The organism is Paenibacillus sp. FSL R7-0189 (assembly GCF_037969925.1).
GTDB classification, from domain to species: domain Bacteria; phylum Bacillota; class Bacilli; order Paenibacillales; family Paenibacillaceae; genus Paenibacillus_AQ; species Paenibacillus_AQ odorifer.
This window is the reverse complement of the sequence record NZ_CP150223.1, coordinates 4277635-4300522: the sequence shown is the minus strand read 5'-3', so window position 1 is coordinate 4300522 and position 22888 is coordinate 4277635. Positions and strand designations below refer to the sequence as shown.

At 45.9% G+C, this 22888-nt stretch carries 17 protein-coding genes; 3 read left to right on the top strand and 14 right to left on the bottom strand.

From position 1 onward, the window contains the following. Positions 1-137 precede the first annotated feature (137 nt). The gene (locus tag MKY63_RS18690) at positions 138-4055 is read right to left on the bottom strand and encodes a X2-like carbohydrate binding domain-containing protein (RefSeq protein ID WP_143768001.1); all 3918 of its coding nucleotides are present in this window, start codon (positions 4053-4055) and stop codon (positions 138-140) included. A gap of 365 nt (positions 4056-4420) precedes the next feature. Between MKY63_RS18690 and MKY63_RS18685 the strand changes: the two genes are divergently transcribed. Both MKY63_RS18685 and MKY63_RS18680 read left to right on the top strand, forming a co-directional pair. After that, on the top strand, positions 4421-5263 hold the full coding sequence (locus MKY63_RS18685) for a DNA-binding protein (protein ID WP_141118619.1): 843 nt from the start codon (positions 4421-4423) through the stop codon (positions 5261-5263). 95 nt (positions 5264-5358) lie between these two features. Then, positions 5359-6381, top strand: coding sequence for a hypothetical protein (locus tag MKY63_RS18680; RefSeq protein ID WP_339809558.1), 1023 nt, complete (start codon positions 5359-5361; stop codon positions 6379-6381). A 329-nt stretch (positions 6382-6710) separates the two neighbouring features. Here MKY63_RS18680 and MKY63_RS18675 read toward each other — a convergent pair whose 3' ends face one another. Both MKY63_RS18675 and uxuA read right to left on the bottom strand, forming a co-directional pair. Continuing rightward, positions 6711-8321, bottom strand: a complete 1611-nt coding sequence (locus MKY63_RS18675; RefSeq protein WP_038572720.1) for a mannitol dehydrogenase family protein — start codon at positions 8319-8321, stop codon at positions 6711-6713. Then, positions 8322-9398 (bottom strand): mannonate dehydratase, encoded by a 1077-nt coding sequence (gene uxuA, locus MKY63_RS18670; protein ID WP_038572722.1) that lies wholly within the window; start codon positions 9396-9398, stop codon positions 8322-8324. 219 nt (positions 9399-9617) lie between these two features. Here uxuA and MKY63_RS18665 point away from each other — a divergent pair, with 219 nt between their 5' ends. Next, positions 9618-10271 (top strand): GntR family transcriptional regulator, encoded by a 654-nt coding sequence (locus MKY63_RS18665; protein ID WP_036683283.1) that lies wholly within the window; start codon positions 9618-9620, stop codon positions 10269-10271. Between the two features lie 156 nt (positions 10272-10427). Here the strand turns inward: MKY63_RS18665 and ascB are convergent, their stop codons facing one another. The 11 genes from ascB to MKY63_RS18610 all read right to left on the bottom strand — a co-directional run bounded on the left by ascB (position 10428) and on the right by MKY63_RS18610 (position 22876). Further along, positions 10428-11888 (bottom strand): 6-phospho-beta-glucosidase, encoded by a 1461-nt coding sequence (gene ascB / locus MKY63_RS18660; protein WP_339279417.1) that lies wholly within the window; start codon positions 11886-11888, stop codon positions 10428-10430. Positions 11889-11906: 18 nt separating this feature from the next. Next, positions 11907-13205, bottom strand: a complete 1299-nt coding sequence (locus MKY63_RS18655; RefSeq protein WP_076148309.1) for a PTS transporter subunit EIIC — start codon at positions 13203-13205, stop codon at positions 11907-11909. A gap of 3 nt (positions 13206-13208) precedes the next feature. After that, the gene (locus MKY63_RS18650) at positions 13209-13514 is read right to left on the bottom strand and encodes a PTS sugar transporter subunit IIB (protein ID WP_036683292.1); all 306 of its coding nucleotides are present in this window, start codon (positions 13512-13514) and stop codon (positions 13209-13211) included. 1 nt (position 13515) lies between these two features. Continuing rightward, positions 13516-13854: a PTS lactose/cellobiose transporter subunit IIA gene (locus MKY63_RS18645; RefSeq protein WP_038572728.1), complete on the bottom strand. Its 339-nt coding sequence runs from the start codon at positions 13852-13854 to the stop codon at positions 13516-13518. Positions 13855-13883: 29 nt separating this feature from the next. Then, positions 13884-15806, bottom strand: a complete 1923-nt coding sequence (locus tag MKY63_RS18640) for a BglG family transcription antiterminator (protein WP_339809554.1) — start codon at positions 15804-15806, stop codon at positions 13884-13886. Between the two features lie 393 nt (positions 15807-16199). Continuing rightward, entirely contained in the window at positions 16200-17630 is a 1431-nt protein-coding gene (locus tag MKY63_RS18635; protein ID WP_339809552.1) for a YfcC family protein, read from the bottom strand. A 2-nt stretch (positions 17631-17632) separates the two neighbouring features. Further along, positions 17633-19213: an amidohydrolase family protein gene (locus tag MKY63_RS18630; protein WP_339809550.1), complete on the bottom strand. Its 1581-nt coding sequence runs from the start codon at positions 19211-19213 to the stop codon at positions 17633-17635. A 90-nt stretch (positions 19214-19303) separates the two neighbouring features. Next, entirely contained in the window at positions 19304-20017 is a 714-nt protein-coding gene (locus MKY63_RS18625; RefSeq protein ID WP_339809549.1) for a GntR family transcriptional regulator, read from the bottom strand. Between the two features lie 97 nt (positions 20018-20114). Beyond that, on the bottom strand, positions 20115-20927 hold the full coding sequence (locus MKY63_RS18620) for a fructoselysine 6-kinase (RefSeq protein WP_339809545.1): 813 nt from the start codon (positions 20925-20927) through the stop codon (positions 20115-20117). Positions 20928-20943: 16 nt separating this feature from the next. Continuing rightward, positions 20944-21912, bottom strand: coding sequence for an SIS domain-containing protein (locus MKY63_RS18615; protein WP_339809543.1), 969 nt, complete (start codon positions 21910-21912; stop codon positions 20944-20946). 445 nt (positions 21913-22357) lie between these two features. Further along, positions 22358-22876, bottom strand: a complete 519-nt coding sequence (locus MKY63_RS18610) for a TetR/AcrR family transcriptional regulator (protein WP_038572774.1) — start codon at positions 22874-22876, stop codon at positions 22358-22360. Between the last annotated feature and the right edge of the window lie 12 nt (positions 22877-22888).

Genomic DNA, 22888 nt, shown 5'->3' with positions numbered 1-22888 from the left:
AAAAAACAGCGATCTACGCCGTTATCACTGCCTTTTATCGGCAATTCCGATATTTTATCTATAGTGCGTGGCCCTCCTGTCATTTAGAAAAAAGGGGCCAGTAACGGCCCCCCTTCTTCAATGCTTTGGCTAGACAATCAGTTCTTCTTCTGATCTCTGGCCTCTGATCCAGATGTAAAGACATGATCCGTCGAAGCTTCTTCAATGTCGCCGAAGGCCCAATGCGTTGCCGGAACATCTGCCCACTGTGGATTTGTTACATTGGTTAGAGGACCTCTGCCCAAAGCCCTATTCATAGCCACAACAGCTTCGGCACGAGTAAGCTTGGCATTAGGACGGAAAGTCCCGTCATTATAACCAGTGAAAATGCCAGTACCTTGGGCTTGCAAAATCGCCACCTGTGCCCAATGTCCAATGATGTCAGAGAAACCGGAGCCCTTCTGCGTCGAATCCGTTCTAAGCAGGGTCACCAGACTGGCCATTTCTGCACGCGTCAATGGTTGATTAGGTTTAAAGGTGCCATCGCTGTAACCCTTCATTAGTCCCATCTTCGCTGCTTTAGTTATGGCATCAGCACCCCAGTAACCAGAAGGCACATCACTGAACACAACCCCTGCTCCAGTAGCTCCCTTCTCAGCAACATTGGCAAGAATCGTTGCCATCTCAGCACGCGTAATTTCGTGCTCCGGCTGGAAGAACCCACCCGGATAACCTTTGATATATGCGGTATGACGGATCGGATTAGACTCGCCATTCCCTGCAGATCCATCCTCGTTTCCAGTTGCCGGAGTTGGCGTCGGTGTCAGGGCAGGTGGTGTAGAAGATGGCTGAGCTGGAATGTACGAGCCACCTGAGTCCGTTGATGTTGGTGTTGGTGTCGGTGTCGGACTTGGCGTTGGTGTTGGACTTGGCGTTGGTGTCGGAGATACAGCAGGACTCGTTGAAACTGTGAATTTCATTTGATCCGTCAGCATGAAATCACCAGATTTCTTCACAGCTTTAAGCGTGTGTATCCCGCCTTCCAATCCCGAAATACTATAAATTCCCTGACGGGTCAGGCGGCTCTGACTATACGCATTTACGGTTTGGACCCGTTGTCCATCCACATAAATATCCATATCACCTTGCTCTGGACCCATAGGTGTGATCAGGCTGATTCCGGTACCCTTGAAGGTATATTCAAAGAAATCACCGTCCACTGATGTGGAGTGAACATCGTTAAGATAATCTCCCTCCACAGTAAACTTAAGGTTCAGCGTCCCCACTGGCTGTGCAGCAAGATAAGATTTATTCAGTGTAACACGGTTACCTGCTACTGAATAATCAGTCCCGAGAACCAGATCATATAATCCGTTAGTAATACCGGCAAAGCTTTCCGCTTGCTGCAGCAATGTCACCTCAATATCTTCCTGAGCGGAAGCAGCTTTATCAAAGCTGGCAGCGATCGGATTAATCATATTCGGAATTTCTACCTTAAGCATATCAAGGAGCATAAATCTGCCTGATTTCTTCACAACCTTGAGCGTGTGCATTCCATCCGGTAAGCCAGAAATGCTGTAAAGGTTCTGAAGTGACATTTGTCCATGATGATAGGCACTGACGGTTTCCTTAAATTGATCGTCAACATATATATCCATATCACCCTGTGACTCATCTACCTCTGTGAACAGCTGAATCCCCGTTCCTCTGAAGGTATATTCAAAAGAATCACCATTCTGCTCCGTATATTGCACATCGTCTTTATAGTCACCCAATCCTCTGCCACTGCTGCGGTTCCAAGTGCCATTGTACTTAACTGTTGAATCATCGTTATTAATCATCACATAACGAATGCCTGTAGAATCACTAATTTGTATCGACAGGGTCTGTGGATCACCAGTGTTAAAAATGAAAATCAAGTCGGTTGTGCCTGCCGGCTGCTGCGCAAGGTATTGCTTATGAATGGTCAATTTATCATTCGTCACCGTAAAATCGTCTTCCGATAGTGCCTCGCCATTATTTTCAATACCGCTCAGTGTATTACCATTCAAATTCAGAGTGACAGTAACATCCTCTTGTTGTTCTATTGCTTGGTCGAATCGAGCAGATGTCGGAGTAATGGTACTATTCTGTTCTCCTGCTGGAGTTTCTGTAGTCACCTTAAATGCGTCAAGCAGCATAAAATCACCTGAGCTTTTGACCACTTTAAGCCTGTGAGAGCCGTTAGCCAGTCCTGAGACACTGTACAGATTTTGCTGTACCTCTCTTGATCCTGTTTTATAAGCACTAACGGTCTGTGCAGCCTCATTGTCCAGTGTAATAATCACATCTCCCTGAGATTCATGCTTTTCGGTCAGCAGGTCAATGCCAGTGCCCGTAAAGGTGTACTCAAAGGAATCCCCGTTCTTCTCGGAATAATGCACATCGTCTTTATAATCACCCAATCCTCGAGATGAGCTTACCTGCCATGCGCCATTATATTTAATGCCGCTGTCATTATCATTAATGTAAACTACATTAGTGACCGTTGCCTTGTTCGCAGCAGACGAATTCTCAGACGGGTCAGTCCCATAGTTCGTAATATCCGATTGTGAAGCCATCAACGGAGCAAACGAGGAATCCTTGATCGTAATGCTCAAATCCTGCTTTCCTTCTAGCAGCTCTTTGCCGCCATTACGCTTCCAATCCCCGCTGTAGCGCATACCTGTATCATCATCATTGACTGTAGAGGTGCCACCTAATGCTGTAACTTTAAGCATCCGTGACGCATGAGGTTCAAGTATGCCTCCGCTAAATTCCTTCTCAAAGTCTCCCAGCTCAGTGTGACTCCATAAATCGCGAACAGATGCCGGGCCTTCAAGGCCGAGATCACTCCATTTGACTTTCACCTCCGCACTCCGACTGCCCAGATTGAACAGAGCTACGCTGTAAGTGCCATCTCCATTATTGGCATACCAAACCTGCTGCTGGGTATCCATAGATACCGGATGGCCTGGACGTCCTGCCTGATTTACGGCAATTACCTCATCATTGGTAAGCAGTTCTAAACCATAGCTGTCTAGCCTAGTCATGTCATTCCCTGTATACAGTGGCACGGAAGAGATTGACCAGAATGTCATCGCGGATTTCCGCTCGTCTTTGGTTAGACCATCCATAGATCCGTTACCAACGTTCAGCGAATCAAAATCATTCCAACCCCCAGGACCTGCATCCCTCCACCAAAGTGCTGCTTTGGGGAACAAGCGGGAAATACTCGGCCAGGCTGTCAGCCCACTGCCATCGTAAGCTTCCACATCCCAGTCAATTCGCCAACCGTTGGCATACTTTTTCCAGAAATCCACGTAATTGTGATCGAGCGCCCAGGACAGCTCAAACCAGATGTTATTTCTGTCAAAAGCCTTAGACCATGCCTCAACATCGCCGCGCGCATCACGGCTCAAGTTATCAATCCCCGAGCCAGGAGTCACGCTGTCAAATTTGACGAAATCAATGCCCCACTCGCCAATCATATCCGCAATAGAATCCACATACTTCTGGGCACATGGATTCGTGAAATCAATTTTATAAGTGTAGGAATTCCAATAATCCATAATGGTAAGCGGTTTGGCTGTAATGTCCTGTATACGGCATTGGCCACCCGTTCCGTAAATCTCTAGATTCTGATTATAGGCATCGATGGATACCCCCGGAATCATATAGATTCCAATTTTCTGTCCATTATTATGAACATAGTCGATGACCTCTTGAAATCCGTTAGGATATAAGGTCTCACTTGGAATCGGTCTGCCGTATTCATCCATGCTGCCATTCCAGCCCGCATCAATATTGATGTATTCATAGCCATGGGCTTGCAACTTCTCATGCATAACATCCGATTGTTTTTTGATGCTTTCGGCCGAGGTCCAGTTACCTGCACCGTCGTACACCTGCATGCTGTAACTGCTCCAGCCCATATAGGGCTTTTGCGCCATACTCTTCTCAGCTGCTAGTGCCACATTGCCCTGTGTTCCTGTGAAACCGAACTGCGCTGCTGCAATTATAAATACCAACAGACTCATTCCCAGTTTTTTTCCCATTCGCTTCAAATCATCCTTACCCCCTCATAAAATGTGGTTAAAATTTCTTTGATAGCGCTTTCTTTACGGGATGATCATAAAGGAAGAACGAGTTCCACGATAGGTACATTTCCGCATTTTACGTACAAATAACCCAAAAACAAGGGGACAAATGAACAACAGAACAAACATTATTCCTCCAACAATAGAAACTTAAGGAAGATAATATGGACTGGATCTATTTTGAAAATTATTAATAAAGACCCTTTTGACCTTATGTAACGTGATGGAAATCACATGATTTAATGTAAAATAAATGAATAATTTAGAAATGAAATACAATTATCTTAATCGATGCATGATATGCTCTAGAAAGGGAGATAGGATTGAAGTTGGATTTGGAAGGGTTGAATGTGGATTCCTTGATTCAGATGCTTAAGGCATCATTTTCATTTGAGAATTGGGATGCCATGATTGAAATTGCAGACAAGCTACACGAACAAATTTCCGTCATATATGAAAACAATAGTAACCTCATAAGAGGTCCTAAACTGAAACGGAGTATCCCCTATTATTTTGGATATAGCTCATGCGCAAAAGGTATAGCACTACAAAAATCCGGTAAGTTTGACGAGGCAAAAATATGTATTCAGAAGTATGCTGACCTGGGCTGGATAGTAGGTTTAGATGAAGAGGGTATTAATGAAGTCGAATATTACCGCAATATAGCAAAAGCCAATTCATACGTTATCGATCTGTTGGAAGGCAAAATGGGAGTCCTACATAAATACGTTGAGTTTATTAGAAAAAGTGATGATGAAGAGTTATTGCCGGGACTCATTACAATCTTAGAATCTTCGATAATACATGATTATTCCGTTGATTGGATTCTGAAGGAATTCAAAATCAATGTTGATGACATAGGAGAACATGAGACTATTGTGAATATCAGATACCATGAGGATTACATTTATCTGCTGGCGATGTATTACTATAAACAAGAGAATATGTACGATACAATCAACACTATTCTAGAAATCTTATTATTAAGCATCAAGCTAGACGATGATACAGGCTTCAAAAAATCAGCAGCGCTCTTTGAACTCCTTAGAGACCACGCCGATCAATCACAACTCAAAGTACATCACAATATCATGAAAACAATAATCGAAAAAGAGTTTACTAGGTCCTTCAGCTCGCGAATCGAGTTCAGCAATTTACACAGTTAACGATCACGGAGGTCGTCGTTGATTGGATTATAAAGTTGGCTATAAAAAAGGAGTGGTTCTCCGGTTAATGGGCGGAATCACTCCCTTAAGGTGTATTGATCCGGACCGGACCGGACCGGTCCGCTCGATCCTTTGCTTTCTGCGGGATTTATACCGTTCATTTCACCATATTCGCCCGATCCGCTGCATTCTGCGGGATTTTTACCGCTCATTTCTCCGCATCCGCCCGATCCGCTGCATTCTGCGGGATTTATACCGTAGATTTCACCGTATTCGCTCGATCCGATATATTCTGCGGGATTTATCCCGTTCATTTCGCCACATTCGCTCGATCCGGTACATTCTGCGGGATTTATACCGCTCATTTCCCCGTATTCGCCCGATCCGCTGCATTCTGCGGGATTTATACCGTTCTTTTCGCCACATCCGCTCGATCCGGTACATTCTGCGGGATTTATACCGTTCTTTTCGCCACATTCGCTCGATCCGGTACATTCTGCGGGATTTATACCGCTCATTTCCCCGTATTCGCCCGATCCGTTGCATTCTACGGGATTTATACCGCTCATTTCGCCACATTCGCTCGATCAGCCGCATTCTGCGGGATTTATCCCGTTCATTTCCCCGTATTCGCTCGATCCGGTACATTCTGCGGGATTTATACCGTAGATTTCACCGTATTCGCTCGATCCGATATATTCTGCGGGATTTATCCCGTTCATTTCCCCGTATTCGCCCGATCCGGTACATTCTGCGGAATTTATCCCGTAGAATTCTCCGTATATGCTCGATCCGGTACATTCTGCGGGATTTATACCGTAGAGTTCTCCGTATATGCTCGATCCGGTACATTCTGCGGGATTTATACCGTAGATTTCTCCGTATATGCTCGATCAGCTGCATTCTACGGGATTTATACCGTAGATTTCTCCGTATGCTCGATCCGTTGCATTCTGCGGGATTTATCCTGTCCATTTCTCCACATCTGCTCCATCCGCTGCATTCTAAAGCAATTATCCCGTAGATTTCTCCGTATTCGCCCGATCAGCTGCATTCTGTGGGATTTATCCCGTTCCTTTCGCCACATCCGCTCGATCCGCAACATTTTAGGGCATTAATGCCTCTATTGTCTCCGCAACCACTCCATCCGCCTCATTCTACGGTATAAATCCCGCTTCCTTTTCGCCGCTTCTACTTTGCCGGCCTTTCTGCCCGCCTCACAACATAGTGTTGAACCCCCTCAAAATTCGTCGCTCAGTTGACGAACACCGGTTATTCGCCATGTTTTTAGTTTAACTTTCGTTCTTCTCATTTTACATAAGATTCTTTTCACACTTTGTTTGGATTTTTTAAAATCATACAAAAAAAGCCCCGATTGATTACCTCGGGACTTTTTTTTGCTTTATTTTCTCCTATATTAAAACAAATCTACTTAACTGCCTAGCTTTCACTTCAAATAGTTCTCTAATGTTCTCCGTACCGCTCCTGGGCCTGCCATCATTTCCTGGAACATAACCTCAATCTTATCGCCTAGACCAATTGCGTACAACGGAACCCCAAAAAGTCGCTCATCTTCAAGAATGGGGCGCACACTTGCGGTTTGGTCTCCAAGCGAAACTCCTTGCAGGTAACCCTGCAGTGTTTCTAGTAACGGATCTGAACTCAATGTGAAGACCTCTCCAGCATCATTCACTCCTAGTAAGTAACGACACCACACCGCGATAGCCAGTGGAATCGCTGTTAGCTGCGCTGGATCGAGCTCCTCCCGTCGAATATAGGATTTAATAGTTTCACCGAACCGTATACCCACCTTCTGCGAAGTGTCTGTAGCAATCCGCTGTGGAGTATCGGGGATAAATGGATTGGCAAAACGCTCCGTAAGGACTTCGTCCAGGAACTGCTTTGGACTGAGAATCCCCGGGTCCACTACGACGGGCAGACCTTCTTTGTAACCGATTATCTCCACAAACCTCCGCAAAGTATCGTCCTTCATCTCATCCGCGATCAAGGTGTAGCCAAGCAGACAACCGGAAACAGCAAGCGCCGTATGCAGCGGATTAAGGCAGGTCGTTACTTTCATCGTCTCCACCTTGTTGACTGTCTCCCGGTCCGTAAAAATAATTCCGGCTTCCTCTAGTGGTGGACGTCCGTTCGTAAAGTTGTCCTCCACTACAAGGTATTCGCTAATCTCGGCATTTACGAAAGGAGCGGTATATGTGTTTTTGGAGGTAATGATTACATCCATATCACCAATTCCCTGTTCCAGAAGCGCGGCCTGTACACTCTCCGAAGGACGTGGTGTGATTTTATCGATCATGGACAATGGAAAGGTTATTAATCGTTCATCTTCCAGATAGCGCACAAAGTCTTCCACAACAAGTCCTCTTTGGGCCCATTCCTTAGCGATGGACACAACACCGTTCTTCAACTTGTCGCCATTGTGTGAGCAGTTGTCCATGCTGACAAAGGTCATCGGATATTGGCCTTTCAGATATCTTCGATAAGCAAGCGAAGCTACAATGCTCATGACATGAACAGGATGCTCCGGTCCGCTCTCGATATCCTTTTTCACAATGCCAAGATATTTATCGTGTGGATCCGTCAACGAGTATCCCTTCTCCGTGATGGTGAAGCTGGCCATTTGCAGGCTCGGATTCTCGAACACCTCGATCAATCGGCGGTACTCCGCTTCACGGTTTTTGTCCGCTGCGATTCCCTCCACAATACTGCTGACTACTCTTTTCTGAAAATCACCACGAGCATTCATCAGCACTAAAAGGGTCAGATTGTCGTAGGGCTTGTAAACTTTATCAATCATTTCGAAATCAAAGGTTTCCACCGCAATAATACCTGTATCCGACTTCCTGCTATCCAGCAGCTTCTGATGAGCATTTGCCACGAATCCCCTGAAAATATTACCTGCACCGAAATGAATCCATTCCGGTTTAAGCTGTGTATTGTTTGCTACCTGCTCATAGTCGAACTGTGGAAGCTCCACTCCAGCAGCTTTCCAAGCTGCTTTTTCCCCTTGGATACTGCTTCTGGTCAGATGCAGCATTTATTTTGCCTCCTTGACGTTGTCCAAGCTATCCCAGACACCAAGCAAATACATGATGCCCATAGCTCTATCATACAAACCATAACCCGGGCGGCAGTTCTTCTCTTCCCCCCAAAGATGACGCCCGTGATCCGGACGTACATAACCAATGTATCCGTTCTCATGATAGGCTTTGACCACCTCGGCCACATCAACGCTTCCGTCACGCCCACGGTGCGACACCTCAATGAAATCACCGTTCTCAAATACCTTCACATTGCGGATATGTGCAAAATGAATACGGTCATGGAACTCGCGGATCATCGCTGGCAGATCGTTATCCGGATTCGTGCCGAGTGACCCTGTGCAGAACGTCAAACCGTTGTACGGGCTGTCCACCAAATCCAGAAAGCGGCGGATCATATCCCGATTGCGGATAATACGCGGCAGTCCAAAGATCGGCCAAGCCGGATCATCCGGATGAATAGCCATCTTGATGTCCACTTCCTCGCATACTGGAATAATGCGTTCCAGGAAATACTGGAGGTTGTCGAACAGTTTATCTTCTGTCACATCCGCATAAGCCGCAAACAGCTCATCTAGCTTCGCCAGCCGCTCCGGCTCCCAGCCCGGCATCGTGAACTGTCCAGCTCCCTTCAGAATCCGGTCCACCATCTCACGCGGATTATCGGTAATGGCAGCCTTTTCATAAAAGAGGGCATTCGAGCCATCAGGCAACTCTTTATACAGCTCTGTGCGGGTCCAATCGAAAACAGGCATAAAATTATAGCAGATCACCTTAACGCCAACCTTGGCGAGTTTACGAATGGTGTCGATATAAATATCGATATATTTATCACGGGTCGGCAAGCCGATTTTGATATCATCATGAACGTTGACGCTTTCTACTACAGCCGTGCTGAAACCCTTGCTGGTGATTTGATCCGCCACTTCTTGGATCCGTTCCATTTCCCACACTTCTCCGGCTACTTTCTCGTGCAAAGACCAGACAATCCCCATTACACCCGGAATCTGCCGAATATGATCCAGCGTGATATTGTCATTGCCCTCGCCGTACCATCTCCACGTCATGTTCATTGATAAACCCTCCTGTGAATTCGTTTTCATCTATCTTGTATACAAGATTTACTTGATCATAGAATAAGAACAATTCTTTGTCAATCACAAATTCATCAGGAATTTTATCATAAAAACAAGGAATTTCCACCCTATTTTCATCTCGATGATTTTAATGAACGAACTTATCATGTATACTAGTACTGTATCTGTCATCAACAATTGAAAGCAGGAACAGAAATGTCAATCAAAGCTGAAATTCTAAACACACTGAAGCAAGAAATCCTCACGCTGGCGTTAAAGCCAGGTACCATTCTAAGTGAAACAGCCTTGTCTGAGCGGTTTCAGATTTCACGTACGCCGTTGCGTGATGTTCTCAAACAGCTTGCACTGGAATCTTATACCGATATCTACCCGAAAAAAGGTAATATTGTGTCCTTTATTGATCTTGAATCTGTTGAACAAATCACATACTTGCGTTGCACACTGGAAAAGGAGATCCTCAAGGATCTTTCTGCACAGCTTTTACTACCCGGGGTGCACGAACTGAAGGAGATTCTTAAGAAACAAAAAGAGGTCATCGGGCAGGAGAATGCTGTAGATTCTTTCCTTAATTTAGACGACGAGTTTCACCGGGCCTTGTACAGGCTTGCTGGACGTGAGTATCTGTGGACTCTGATCCAGCAGTCGAATGTACATTATCTCAGGTACCGCAGACTGCACATGCTCAAGACCGACAAGCTGGAAGAAATCTGGAGCGAACACCAATCCATTCTTGAGCTTATGGTGCAAAAGGAAACCACCAATATCGGTCCGCTAATCCACCACCATCTTCGGGAAGATATTCATTCACTGGACTTTCAGGAGAACTTCTCGGAATACCTAAAAAAATAGTGCCAAAAAGCGGCTTGCCCATAAGTTAAGTGCCTTCCCGGATAAAACTTCGTGATAAGAAGAAACACATAAAATTTCTATTCCCTATTAAAAAAACAAAAAAACCTTGATTTCTCAAGGTTTTCGTAAAAAATGAACAAGGACTATAACGCCGCACTAATAGCTTAAATTTGCTCCGTTAGAGGTTATGACCTTTTTGTACCAGAAAAAGCTGTCCTTACGCAGACGCAGCAGCGTTCCATTGCCTGCATCATCCTGATCAACATAAATGAAGCCGTACCGCTTGCGCATCTCCGAGGTGGAAGCCGAGATCAGATCAATACAGCCCCAGCTGGTGTAGCCCATCAGCTCCACGCCATCGGCAATGGCTTCCGCCATCTGCTCAATATGCTGTGCCAGATACTCTATCCGGTATGGATCACGGATAGTGCCATCCAGTTCGAGTACATCTGCAGCACCCAGACCATTCTCTACTACAAACAAAGGAAGCTGGTAGCGGTCATGCATCTCCTTGAGCACAAACCGCAGCCCCTTTGGATCGATCTGCCAGCCCCAGTCGGAAGTTTTCAGGAAGGGATTCTTCAGCCCTGAGGACAGGTTACCTTCCGTGGTGGCCGTGATGCTCTCATCCACACTGACTACTGAGGACATGTAGTAACTAAAGGAAAGAAAATCCACAAGATTGTCCCGCAGCAAAGCTTCGTCCCCCGGCAACATGGTTATTGTCACTCCATGCTGCTCCAAATGCCGGCGGATATAAGAAGGATAATAACCTCTAACCTGAACATCGGAGCAGAACATTGCCATTTGGTTCTCCGCTTGCGCTTTCAGTACATCACCGGGATGACAGGAATATGGGTAGAGCAGCTTGCGGGCCAGCATGCAGCCGATCTGGAACTGCGGATTGATCTCCCGGCCCCGCTTAATCGCAAGCGCACTGGCTACGAACTGGTGATGCAAAGCCTGAAAAGCAACCTGCTTCTCATTTGACTTGCCATCCAGAATAATCCCTGCGCCCAGAAACGGCGCTTTGAGCGTACAGTTGATTTCGTTGAAAGTCAGCCAATACTTCACCTTATCCCGGTAACGGGTGAACACAGTTTCCGCATAACGGACGAACAGTTCAACCAGTTCTCTGGATTCCCAGCCGTTGTATTTGGTGACCAAATGCACAGGCATTTCATAATGGGAAATGGTGACCAGCGGCTCGATATTATATTTGCGCAACTCATCAAAAACATCGTCGTAGAAACGCAGTCCTGCCTCGTTAGGTACCTGCTCATCGCCATTCGGATAAATACGTGGCCAGGAGATGGACATACGGAATACCTTAAAACCCATCTCAGCGAACAAGGCGATATCTTCTTTGTAGCGGTGGTAGAAATCAATCCCTCTGCGTTTGGGGTAATTCCCCTGATTATCATCCTGTATGGCCTCTTCTAGCTGTGGGCCGGACATGGACAATAGCTGTTCCAGGCTCTGCCGTTCCTTAGGAGGACAATATTTGACTACATCAGCAGTGGACAAACCCTTGCCGCCCTCATTATACGCGCCTTCGACCTGATTGGCGGCTACCGCACCGCCCCACAGGAAGTTTTCCGGAAATGGATAAGTCATCGGTTGAGCCTCCTTTTATTAATTGGCGGCAGCGGTTGCTGCCGCTTTAGCTTCAGCCTGCTGCTCTTGCTCCAGCGCTTCGGCATCGGCTTTTTTGAAGAATGGATAGTAGATCATGAAGCTTGCACCAATCATAACCAGCTGGAACGCACTTACGCGCCAGCCCCCGTTCATCCAGCCATTAACCAGCACCGGAATGCCCAGCGGTACCTGAATCCCGTGCAGCACAGGAAGGATACCCAGCGTCGTCAGAAGAATCGCCAGACCACTACTCACCAGCGGAGTCAGGATAAACGGAATCATAAACCGAACATTCAGCACCAATGGCATCCCGAAAATCACCGGCTCATTGACACCGATCAGACTTGGGATAATTGCCAGCTTGCCAAGTGTCTTATAACGTGTGGATTTGGCAAACAACATCGCAATAATGAGACCTAACGTTGCCCCCGCACCACCGATCAGTACATAAACCGGGAAGAACGGTGAACCAATGATATGCGTACCTTCCACACCTCTTTGGTAAGCGTCCAGATTCTCAAGTCCCAAAGCCACCCAAATCGGGCCGACAACGGAATAGACTACCAAGGTGCCGTGAACTCCAAAGAACCACAGCAGGTGAATTACGAAGATGCAGATCAGCATCGCCCACCAGGTACCACCCAGACTAGTCAATGGCAGCTGGATGATCGAGAAGACAAACTCGTGCATATTGCCATATTTCGTTGCGGCGAAAATCGCCGTCAGCACTAGCATCAGAACCGCTACGATAAAACCAGGCGTAAGCGCGGCAAAAGATTTCTCGACCGTGGGCGGAACACCCTTCGGCATTTTGATATAGAATTTCTTTTCCAATACAAAGGTATAGATCTTACCTACCAGCAGTGCCAGGATGATTGCCACAAACAATCCCTTGGCGCCCAACCAGGAGTAACCAAATGCTTTGGTCACACCGTCATCCAGCAGTCCTTTTGGTGTAACTAGCAAGAAACTCATCAGCGCCAAAATCCCTGCCGAGAAGCCTTGCTGCTTATGTTGGGTAGCAAAATTGTAAGCGATGGAGAACACCGCGTAGAGTGCGATCAAATCAGTGGTTACTGTTGCCGGAATCGAAGTATAAGTTTTGAGTCCAGTGCTTTCCAGGAAATTCTGATAAGGATCAAGCTTGAGTGCATTAATCAGGGAAAAAATAGCGCCCAGAATCAATATTGGCATCAAGGCCATCAGACCGTTGGAAATAGCGCTGATATAGGTGTTTTTTTGGATTTTCGTGCTGACTTTCTGGATCTTGGCTCTCCATTCTGCGCCGCCTGCCATGACTTAAGCCCCCTTCTCCATCAGTTCAAGTGCTGTAGCCAGCACCTTGTCCCCATCCATCATGCCATAGTCCATCATATCGATCGTAGTTACTGGAATGTTCGGATATTCTGCGGCCAGATCGCCTTCGGCGTGTCCCATTTGTGGTCCAAGCATAATGATGTCAAAAGGCTTTTGATCGGCGATATCACTCTCCGCCACTGCATCAATAACCACTTCAACCCCTTGTGTCCGTGCCGATTCTTTCATCCGTTCCACCAGCATACTTGTCGAGAATCCGCCTGCACAGGCGAGCAATATTTTTTTCATCTTAGTTCACCGATCCTTTCAATTCTAGTTCGAGTGCTTTGCGTTCTTTGATTTCTTCGATCAATTCCACAGCCAGTTCTCTAACCGTCAGGGCATTCATCAAATGATCCTGCGCGTGAATCATCAGCAGCGTAATTTCTGTCTTTTCGCCCCGGCCTTCAGCCTGGATCAGCCCCGTTTGCACTTTGTGTGCTTTGGTCAGGCTGGTCTTGGCGTTCTTAATCATCTCGCCCGCTTCTTCCAGGTTTCCGGCGCGCGCGGTTCTTACCGCTTTTAGGCTAAGGCTTCTAGCCTCTCCGCTGCTGGCAATAATCTGCATAATCGTTTGTTCATAATCCATGGGTTCTCCACTCCGTATCGTCATTTTATTTATAGTAGGTTCTCTATCTCATTCATAAATTGCTCATAACTATTCGTGTTTAGCAGCCGGTTACGGCTGTCTTCCTTCTCCATTAGAACCAGTAGCAGCTTGCTGATCTCTTTGTGCAGGAACAACTGCCCCGGACCCAGATTGATCAGAAAAATCAACTGGACCGGCTTACCCTCATAGATCAGCGGTTTCTTCAACACGGTTACACTGATACAGTCGCGGATCGCGCTCATCCGCATCGGATGCGGGCCGGCCACCCCATTTTTGTAAATGGTGGTGAATTTCTGCTCTCTGAGCAGCACTTGTTCAGGGAAATCGTCAGCTGCATAATGATTGCCCACGATCTCCCGGCAGCGCTGCTTTAACAGCTCCATGTAATCTTCGTCCGAACCAGACAGATGGAACAGCTCCCTGCGGAACAAATCCTTGAAATCCATCAGCTTGTAGGACGGTTCTGTACGATTAATCTGCAAAGACAATATTTCTTTGATCCGCTGAATCTCTTGATCATCCAGCAGCTGTTTGATATGGATCACCGGTTTTTCCTTAATCTCTGTTGCCAGCGGTACAGTAGAGAGAATCAGATCCACAGGCTTGCTGCTGATCTCCTCCACCTCCGTAATGGAGGCTGTGATCACCGATGCTTTGGGGAATACCGCTTCCAGCTTCAGCCGGATTAACTGGGCACTCCCCCCTCCCGTCGAGCAGATCACGGCAATCCGCTTGAACTTCTCCAGATTGCGCTGCTGCATCCGTTCCAGATGGGTGGCAAAATGCAACGCGACATACCCTGCCTCATCGCGCGACATCCGAAACCCGTACTGCTCCTCTACAATCTCAGCGAAGCGGAAGGAAATGACGAACACATTGGCATACTGGCTGTAAACATCCTCCACCAATGGGTTGCCGAGCTGAAGATTGTAATACAACCGGTTCAGCAGCGGGAACATATGCAATAGAAGCGCTTCGCGCAGCTCGTGATCTTGAGTGAATCCAGTGAGGAACTCGCGGTCCAAGCGCTCCAGAATAGCCGTAATTCCCTCCCGCAGATGCGATTTGGTCTCTTCCGACATCCGCTCCATAATGGTCTTACCAGAAATGTGCAGCGCCAAATAATCAATCTCATCCGCCGGAAGCTTAATCCGGTAGTGAGAGGAGATAAAATCTGCGATGCTCCTAGCAATATCCTGATACAGCGGCTCAGGTGTTCCCTGCAAGGCTTGACCAGCCACAATGAAATTGTGCTTGGAAACCCGGTATAGAAGAATGAACAGATGGGTCAAGATATTATCCAGAAACACATCTGAGATCTTCAGTTCTTTTTCCTTGAGGATTTGCAGTAGAAATCCCTTAAGCTGCTCAGCATCAAAGTCCTGACTGAAGGCATGAAAATCCTCCGTATGCTGCAGCGTATGACCCGATAGCAAGATAAAGTAAGAAAAGGCTTTGCGGAAGTCTTGCTCTTCCCCCTCGATTTTCATGCCATAATGAGCCCGACGTTTCAAGCTAAGCCGGAAAGCGGCCAGTCGCTGCTCTACTTCCTTCAGATCAGAAATAATGGTAGAACGGCTGACGCCGATTTCTTCCGCCATGTTATCCATAGACTGATAGCCATCATTCTGTAAGAGATAAAATAGTAAATACTGCTGGCGTGACTGCTTATTATCGAGATCCACCTGATCCAGCTGCAGCATGCCTTTTTCCTGGTAGCTACTGAATTTGGCTTCATCACCAATCTCCAGTAGATAACCCTGGCCGCGGATCATGCGTATACCAAAACCATTCGCCTCTCCTGTTTTGTCGAGTGCACGGATTACGTCACGGAGAGTCCGTTCGGACAACCCCACTTCGGCAATCAGCTCACTCATGCGCACAGGACTCTTGCGGGTATATAAAATATTAACAATCGTATATTCTCTCACCTTAAATTCCCTCATTCGTGATACTAGTATCGGATGAAGCACTCAGCTGGTTATGAATACATCATACGTGGAAGCGTTATCTTCTGAACAGTTTATATTCTGCTGTTTGGAACGGCAGAAACTGACGGATAGGTAAATAACGGATTAAATTCTTAGCATACATTATTTGTGGCCACAAATCAGGAGGAAATATACAACAAAGTGGAGAGTGCCGATTGATTGTTAAAATAAACAAAAATAGATTAGTTAGGAGGACGATTCATCTTCTACAGATGGGATGTGAGGGGAATAGGATTAATATATAGAGTCAAAAATCCCAAGGTCAGTATGACCTTGGGATTTTGATTATCTTCTGCGGGGAATCCCGCATGGCTTTGCAATATTTTTTATCCACTACATGCCTACAGCTGAGGAAACTGCGGCAAAGATTGCCGCCACCAGCCAAAGAATCGGAAACAGCTTGAGAATTACCTTTAACCATTGTCCAAAATTGATCCGGGCGATGGCCAAACCTGCCAGCAGCACACCGCCTGTTGGCGAAATGAGATTCGTTAATCCATTTCCAAATTGGTATGCGGTTACTACTGCTTCGCGGTTAACACCCACAAGATCGCCTAATGGTGCAAGCACAGGCATCGTCAAGGCCGCCTCTCCTGATGAAGAAGGAACCAAGAACGTAATAATATTATGCACGACCAGCATGATGGTGGTGAACAAGTAATTCGGCAAGCCCTCAAGCATAGTAGCCAGCCCATTCAAAATGGTATCGATAATCATCCCGTTCTCTGCAACGACGAGGATCCCCCGGGCCAAACCGATAATCACGGCAGCGTAGATAAATTCTCCGCAACCTTTAACAAAATTCTCGGCAATTTCCTTCTGACTCATCCGGGTGACAATCCCCGAAAAAATCCCAAGTGCAAAGAAAAGCGCTCCGATCTCGGTCATATACCAGCCTTTGCTCAGTATTCCCCAGACAATTAGCCCCAAGGTAAAGATGAAGCCTCCAATAATTAATTTATCCCGGTTCGAGAAACTTACATCTATCCCTTCGTTCTCCTTGATGAAGTGTTGGCGGTTTAGAATATCATTTTGGAATACCGCTGATTTCTCCGGATTCTTCTTCACCCGCTGCGCATACCACATCGTAAAACCAATCGATATCGCAGTAAAAACAACCCATTCAATAAATCTGAGCCATAGCTGTGGATTTCCCTGCACCCCTGCTACGCCTTGCGCAATCAATACAGAGAAAGGATTAACGGTTGATCCGACATAGCCGATCTGTGTTCCGAGAAATAGAATGAGAATCGCCGTCATGGAGTCAAAGCCCAAGGCAAACATTAACGGTATAAAAATGGCATAAAGCGGAATGATTTCTTCACTCATTCCAAAGGTTGAACCCCCCAGACTGAAAATCACCATGGCTATCGGAATCAGTAATATCCCTTTACTTTTGAGTCTTCCGGCTAGAGCCATCAGTGCCCGGTCAATCGCCCCAGTCTGAAGAATAATTCCAAAAGCTCCCCCTACAATCAGGACGAAGGCGACGACATCAGCAGCATTGATGATTCCTTCTAACGGCGCACTGGCAATTTGGGCAAATCCTTGTCGCAAATCCCCTTGCTCACTGATTTTGGGAACGATATGATAGGTTCCCGGGATGATGGCTGTTCTGGAGGAACCATCCACCAGCACTTCCTGACGGTCAAATTGGCCGCTCGGGACAATCCAGGTTAATCCGGCAATAGCCACGATAATCAGAAAAATCAATGTATAACTATGAGGAAGGGACCATTTTATTTTACGTTTAACCGTTTCCATTTCTACCCCTCGTTCCTGGCAGCATCATAGGTGATTTGACCGGCGGTAATTGTCAAAATCACACGTGCATCTCTAATCTCGGTTGCAGCTGTATCCAGAAGATTACGGTCAAATACAGCGATATCAGCAGCTTTTCCAACTTCCAAGGTTCCTGTACTTTCCATACCGCAATGTCTGGCCCCGTTAATCGTCCAGGCCTTTAGGACTTCTGATGCCGGCATCCCCTGCTCGGAATTCCAGCCTCCCGGAGGGGATCCATCAGGGAACAACCGAAAAGAAGCCGCATACAGCGAATCAGGAACACTGGTGAGGAAAAGCGGCAAATCTGTACCTATCGTAATCGGTACATTGGCCTCAAGCATGGACTTGTAATTATAAAACCGGCTTTCATTCTCTTTTCCGGCCACAGCAGCCATATAAGCATCCTCATAAGAAGGATTTAAGAGCAAGATCTGGGCATATACCTCGGCAAAAATCCCGTTCTCCCCCATCCTCTGAATGTCTTCGGGATGTGGATATTCCAAATCGCTGATTGAATGCCTAATCCGCTGTGCTCCCCGGTTACGATTGCAATCTTCGATCATGTCTACTGCCTTACGAATTGCTGCATCCCCCTCAGCCGTTAGACAGCATTTGATTCCATGGCTGTCTGCTGCCCGAAATGCCTCTTCTAACCCTTCGTAGTCAACTGACTGCAAGTTTGTAACACCGGGCATATCCGCATAAGGCTCCAGCATATCTCCCGTATGATCAGCTACCACACCATCCAACATCAGCTTATATCCCTGAAACCGAAGAAATTCTCCTTGATAACGCTCTTTGTACTGCAAACCCGTGGAAATATCAAGCGGCTGCAATACAGGTTCAAGCGCAAAATGGACCCGCAACGGCAGCTCTCTCGCTGCTTCCAGCTCTTCAAGGACCGGCAGCAAAGCGCTATGCCTGTCAAAGCCTATATCTTTTATCGAAGTGACACCCCGTTTAGCAAGCACTCGGGCAAAGTCCAAAAACTCTTGTCTGACTAATTCCTGATCCTGCATCATGTCATGAAGGAGGAGGGCGCGTGATTCCGCGCTGCATTGGTCAGGGAGAAACTGATACTTATCCTGAGCAAGCTTGTTCATCCAACAATAGCTTTTCGTCAGATTAATGGCGATTACAGCCCTTTCAGTAAAAGCTTCGTCTAATAAGCTTTGCCCCGGAATCTCGCCCCAACAACCTTCACTCCACCCGTAAGCGTATACATTTTGCTTTGAGGGTATTTTTTCTGCTTCTTGTTTAAGCAACTCTAAAGCCTCTTGAATTGTAGCGACATTCGTCAGATCCACTCCACGGTGCATGGACATGTAACCGGTAAAAAAAACATGGTTATCATGTATACCAGGCATAATGAACGCATCCTTCAGATGATGAACAAATGTTGCCGGTCCTATCCATTCCTCTGCTTCTGCCGGGATTCCAACCGCGACGATTCGCTCCCCTTGCAGGGCAATAAATGCCGGTGAAACGCCATCTTCTATTCCTGTAAATACTGCATTAGACAACAGTACCCGATCTGCAAAACCATGTTTAACTGCTTCCATGATTTCAACGCCTTTCTGCCGATTAATAATACGACTTATAACGTTATATCGAAGCTTCTGCTTCCCGCTTACCGCAAGAAGCAGAATGAATTATAAAGTAAATTGATAACGGTCACCGATAATGTACTGCTTGCCTACATGAACCGGCTGACTGTCCTGATCATAAATAATAGTGTTCATATAGAACAAAGGATCACCAATGGGAATCTCCAGTAATTTTGCTTGCTGTTCATCAGCCAAGGTGATTTGCAACACCGTTTCTCCCGGCTGATTGGGATCAATATGATAACGTTTCCGCAGCAGCTCATATACCGATCCTTCAAGCTTTTCATCCATTAAGAAAGAAAAACGGTCATACGGATAATAGTTATTTTCCAGCATTAGGGGTCTTTCGCCAGCATATCTTTTACGTTGAATATATAACACCGGTTCACCCTGCTGTATTTGCAGCCGCTCCGCGGTTTCCTGATCGGCTTTAAGTTTAGTTCTCTCCGTAACGACGCTGTGTGATGAAACACCATTGGCTTTGCAGGCCGCCGTAAAACTGATGACATGCTCAATCTTGCGGCCGATCTTTTGTGCGTTGACAAAAGTGCCCTTGCCCTGGCGTTTCGTCAGATATCCCTCATTCACCAATTCCTCTATAGCTTTCCTAACAGTAATTCGGCTGACATTATATGTTTCACTAAGCTCAATTTCAGTAGGAATTTTATCTCCTGAACTAAAGGCACCGTTCGCAATGGCGGATTGGACCGCTTTTTTCAATTGAATATATAATGGCTCTGCCTGCTCTGAATTTAACATGATTTACCCTCACTTGTTATATAACGTTATATTACTCTATTGTTAGAGTAACAAACGATCCTCTTTTTCACAAGCAAAGATAAGTACGCATCCGTTGTTAATAAGAAGCCCCGAATCCAAAGGAACCTTCCACCATACAGCTCTTGGCAGCTAATCTGGAGCCTTCCCGCATAGCAGCTTGAATATCACCATCCTTAATCATACTCATTAAAAAGGCAGTAATATAAGAGTCGCCTGCTCCCATCGTATCAACAGCCTCAATAAGCTCAGGGGTCTGATAATAAAAGCTTGCTCCATCATAGGCAATGGATCTGTCTCCCCCGCGTGTTGCCACCAATACTTGGCCTTCTCTTCTGCGTTTAGTCTCAATAAAATTCTGCGTCTCTTCATCCGTCATATGGCTGCAGGAAAAGAAAGCAAAATCCGCATTGCCAATATACCGTTCTACCTGCGCATCCTCGAAGTCATCGGAGAAATCAAAAGAGAGGGGAATTCCCAGTTCATTCAGCTCCGCAAGCAAATGTCCGGTGTGACTATAAAGCCCTGTATGGAGGATATCAAACCCGCGGATATATTCTCTGTCGGCTTCACTCAACGCTATTGGATTCAGTCTCGTAACCCCGCCTTCGTTGCTGCCCAGAAATACCCGTTCCCCATTCTCTAAGGTTACCCGTGCACATCCGTTCTCTCCGCTATGATGTCTGCAATGTGAGATATCGATTTCCAGCTGCTGCAGCGTATTTTCCACAAGACGTGCCTCGTCATCATCGCCGAAAACACCGAGGAAAGCCGCGACAGCTCCTTCACCTTTGGCGAAAACACTAAAGTTGAGCGCATTGCCGCCGGGATACATCGTACGCTGATGAACATACTTGTCTACCACATTATCGCCAATACCTAGAACTTTCATGGTTTTATCCTCCCGATTAGTAGGCTACTTTCCCCATATAACGGCGGGTTTCTAGCGGATGATTTCTCACCTCGGCAAGAGCCTCGCGATAGACACAAATGATACTGTAGAATAATACCGGATTAAAGAATTCCACAACTTCATCAGCAATTGTACCAATTCCCAGCTCTTTAGCATCAATCACTTCGACTTTCTCTGCATACTGATTCAGGAAAGTCCGTGCCCGTTCATCCAGCTCACGGGTGCGCCCTTCATTAATCATTAGGATGAATGGGGTTTCTTTATCCGTCACTTCAAAAGGACCATGGAAGAATTCACCGGAGTGAATCGCCGCAGCATGCAGCCATTGCATTTCCATCAATGAACAGATTGCAAATCCATAAGCATGTCCATACGAAGCTCCACTTGTCAAGATATAATAAAGCTCCTCATTACGGTATTTGTTGGCAAACACACGGGCACGTGGAGCGACCTGCTTTTTACCCTGGTTAATAATGCCATCGATGGCTTCCAATCCTTTTTGAAAAGCTTCAACATGCGCATACCCTTCAGCCGCATCTAACAATTGAGTAGCGAGATCCAGAATGATAGCCATCGGGTTATTTTTCACATTGCTATCATCTCCCCATTCATACAAGAAAGAATAATCAGAGTAATTCAGCAGCGCAGCTTCCTTGTTATGGGTTAGGCCAATGGTGTGCGCTCCATGCTGTTTGGCTACTTGCGCCGCAGCTACCGATTCCGGTGTATTTCCGCCATGGGAACAAACGATTACTACCGATTGTGTGCCCAGACGTTTAGGCAATGCATGAACAAACTCATTCGCCGTATAGAGCCCTGCTACCAGTTTCTTCGCTTCACTATCCAGAAAATATTTCGCGGGATACATATCAACCAGTGAACCCCCACAAGCTACAAAATATACCTCTGAAATCCCCTCTGCCACTTTTTCACGGATACTTTGAACAACCTGATTTGCATTCATTTGATTCTCTCCTTTGACATAACGTTATATAACGTATTGTTTACGAGATAAATATAACCGCTTTCAAAAATGCTGTCAACTATTAATTTATTCAGAATTCAACTCCAAAATATCTTCGGCAGCGACGATCTGTAATGCTCTGATTTTTAAAATAAAAAAATCGCATGACCTCAATATTTCATGAGAGTCATGCGATCTTCTGGTCAAGGATGATAAGGACGGGGGTAGAACTCCTACGGTACTCACGTACCTCAGAATTTCAAGTCAAAGCTCGACAACAAATCCTTTAACCACATTGTTTAAAGGCACTTTTTTATATTATAAATCCTCTGGGTTCAGAAATTTGGAGATATGGCATGTTAACAGACTGTTGATATATAGTACATTATTACAGTAATTATTATATAGCTTCCTAAAATGCCACTCTTAGCGTGTTTTTTTCAAACTATTTGTTCTGATGACCCAAAGAATAAATTATATTAGCAATGGATTGCGGACTTTCTCCACCATTGGACTCGAGCCACTGATTAATGACTCCAATAGATCCATAAACCTTGTAAGTGAAAGAATAGTCCCTTAGAAAGGGTTCGTTCCAATTTTGTTCAAGTAAAACTCGTGTTAAAAATTCACTTTTTCCACTCTCTGAAATTAGAAGCTGATACATGGTTTTCTTATCTTGAATGATGTTTAACAGTTTGACCATGGATTCTTCAGATGTGCAAGGACTGCCTCCTTCTTGTAATGCTTCCACCAATTCTTTATTAAATTCATTCTGCATCACTTCAAATAATTCAAAAGGATCTTTGTAGTGCAAATAAAAGGTGCCACGGTTGATATCAGCGTAGTTACATATTTCAGTGACCGTTATTTGAGGTAACTTTTTGGTTTCTAATAAAACCAGGAAGCTCTCTTTAATGAGATTAATCGTATATTTAGTTCTTCTGTTATTCTTGGTTCCAACCATATGCTCCTCCTG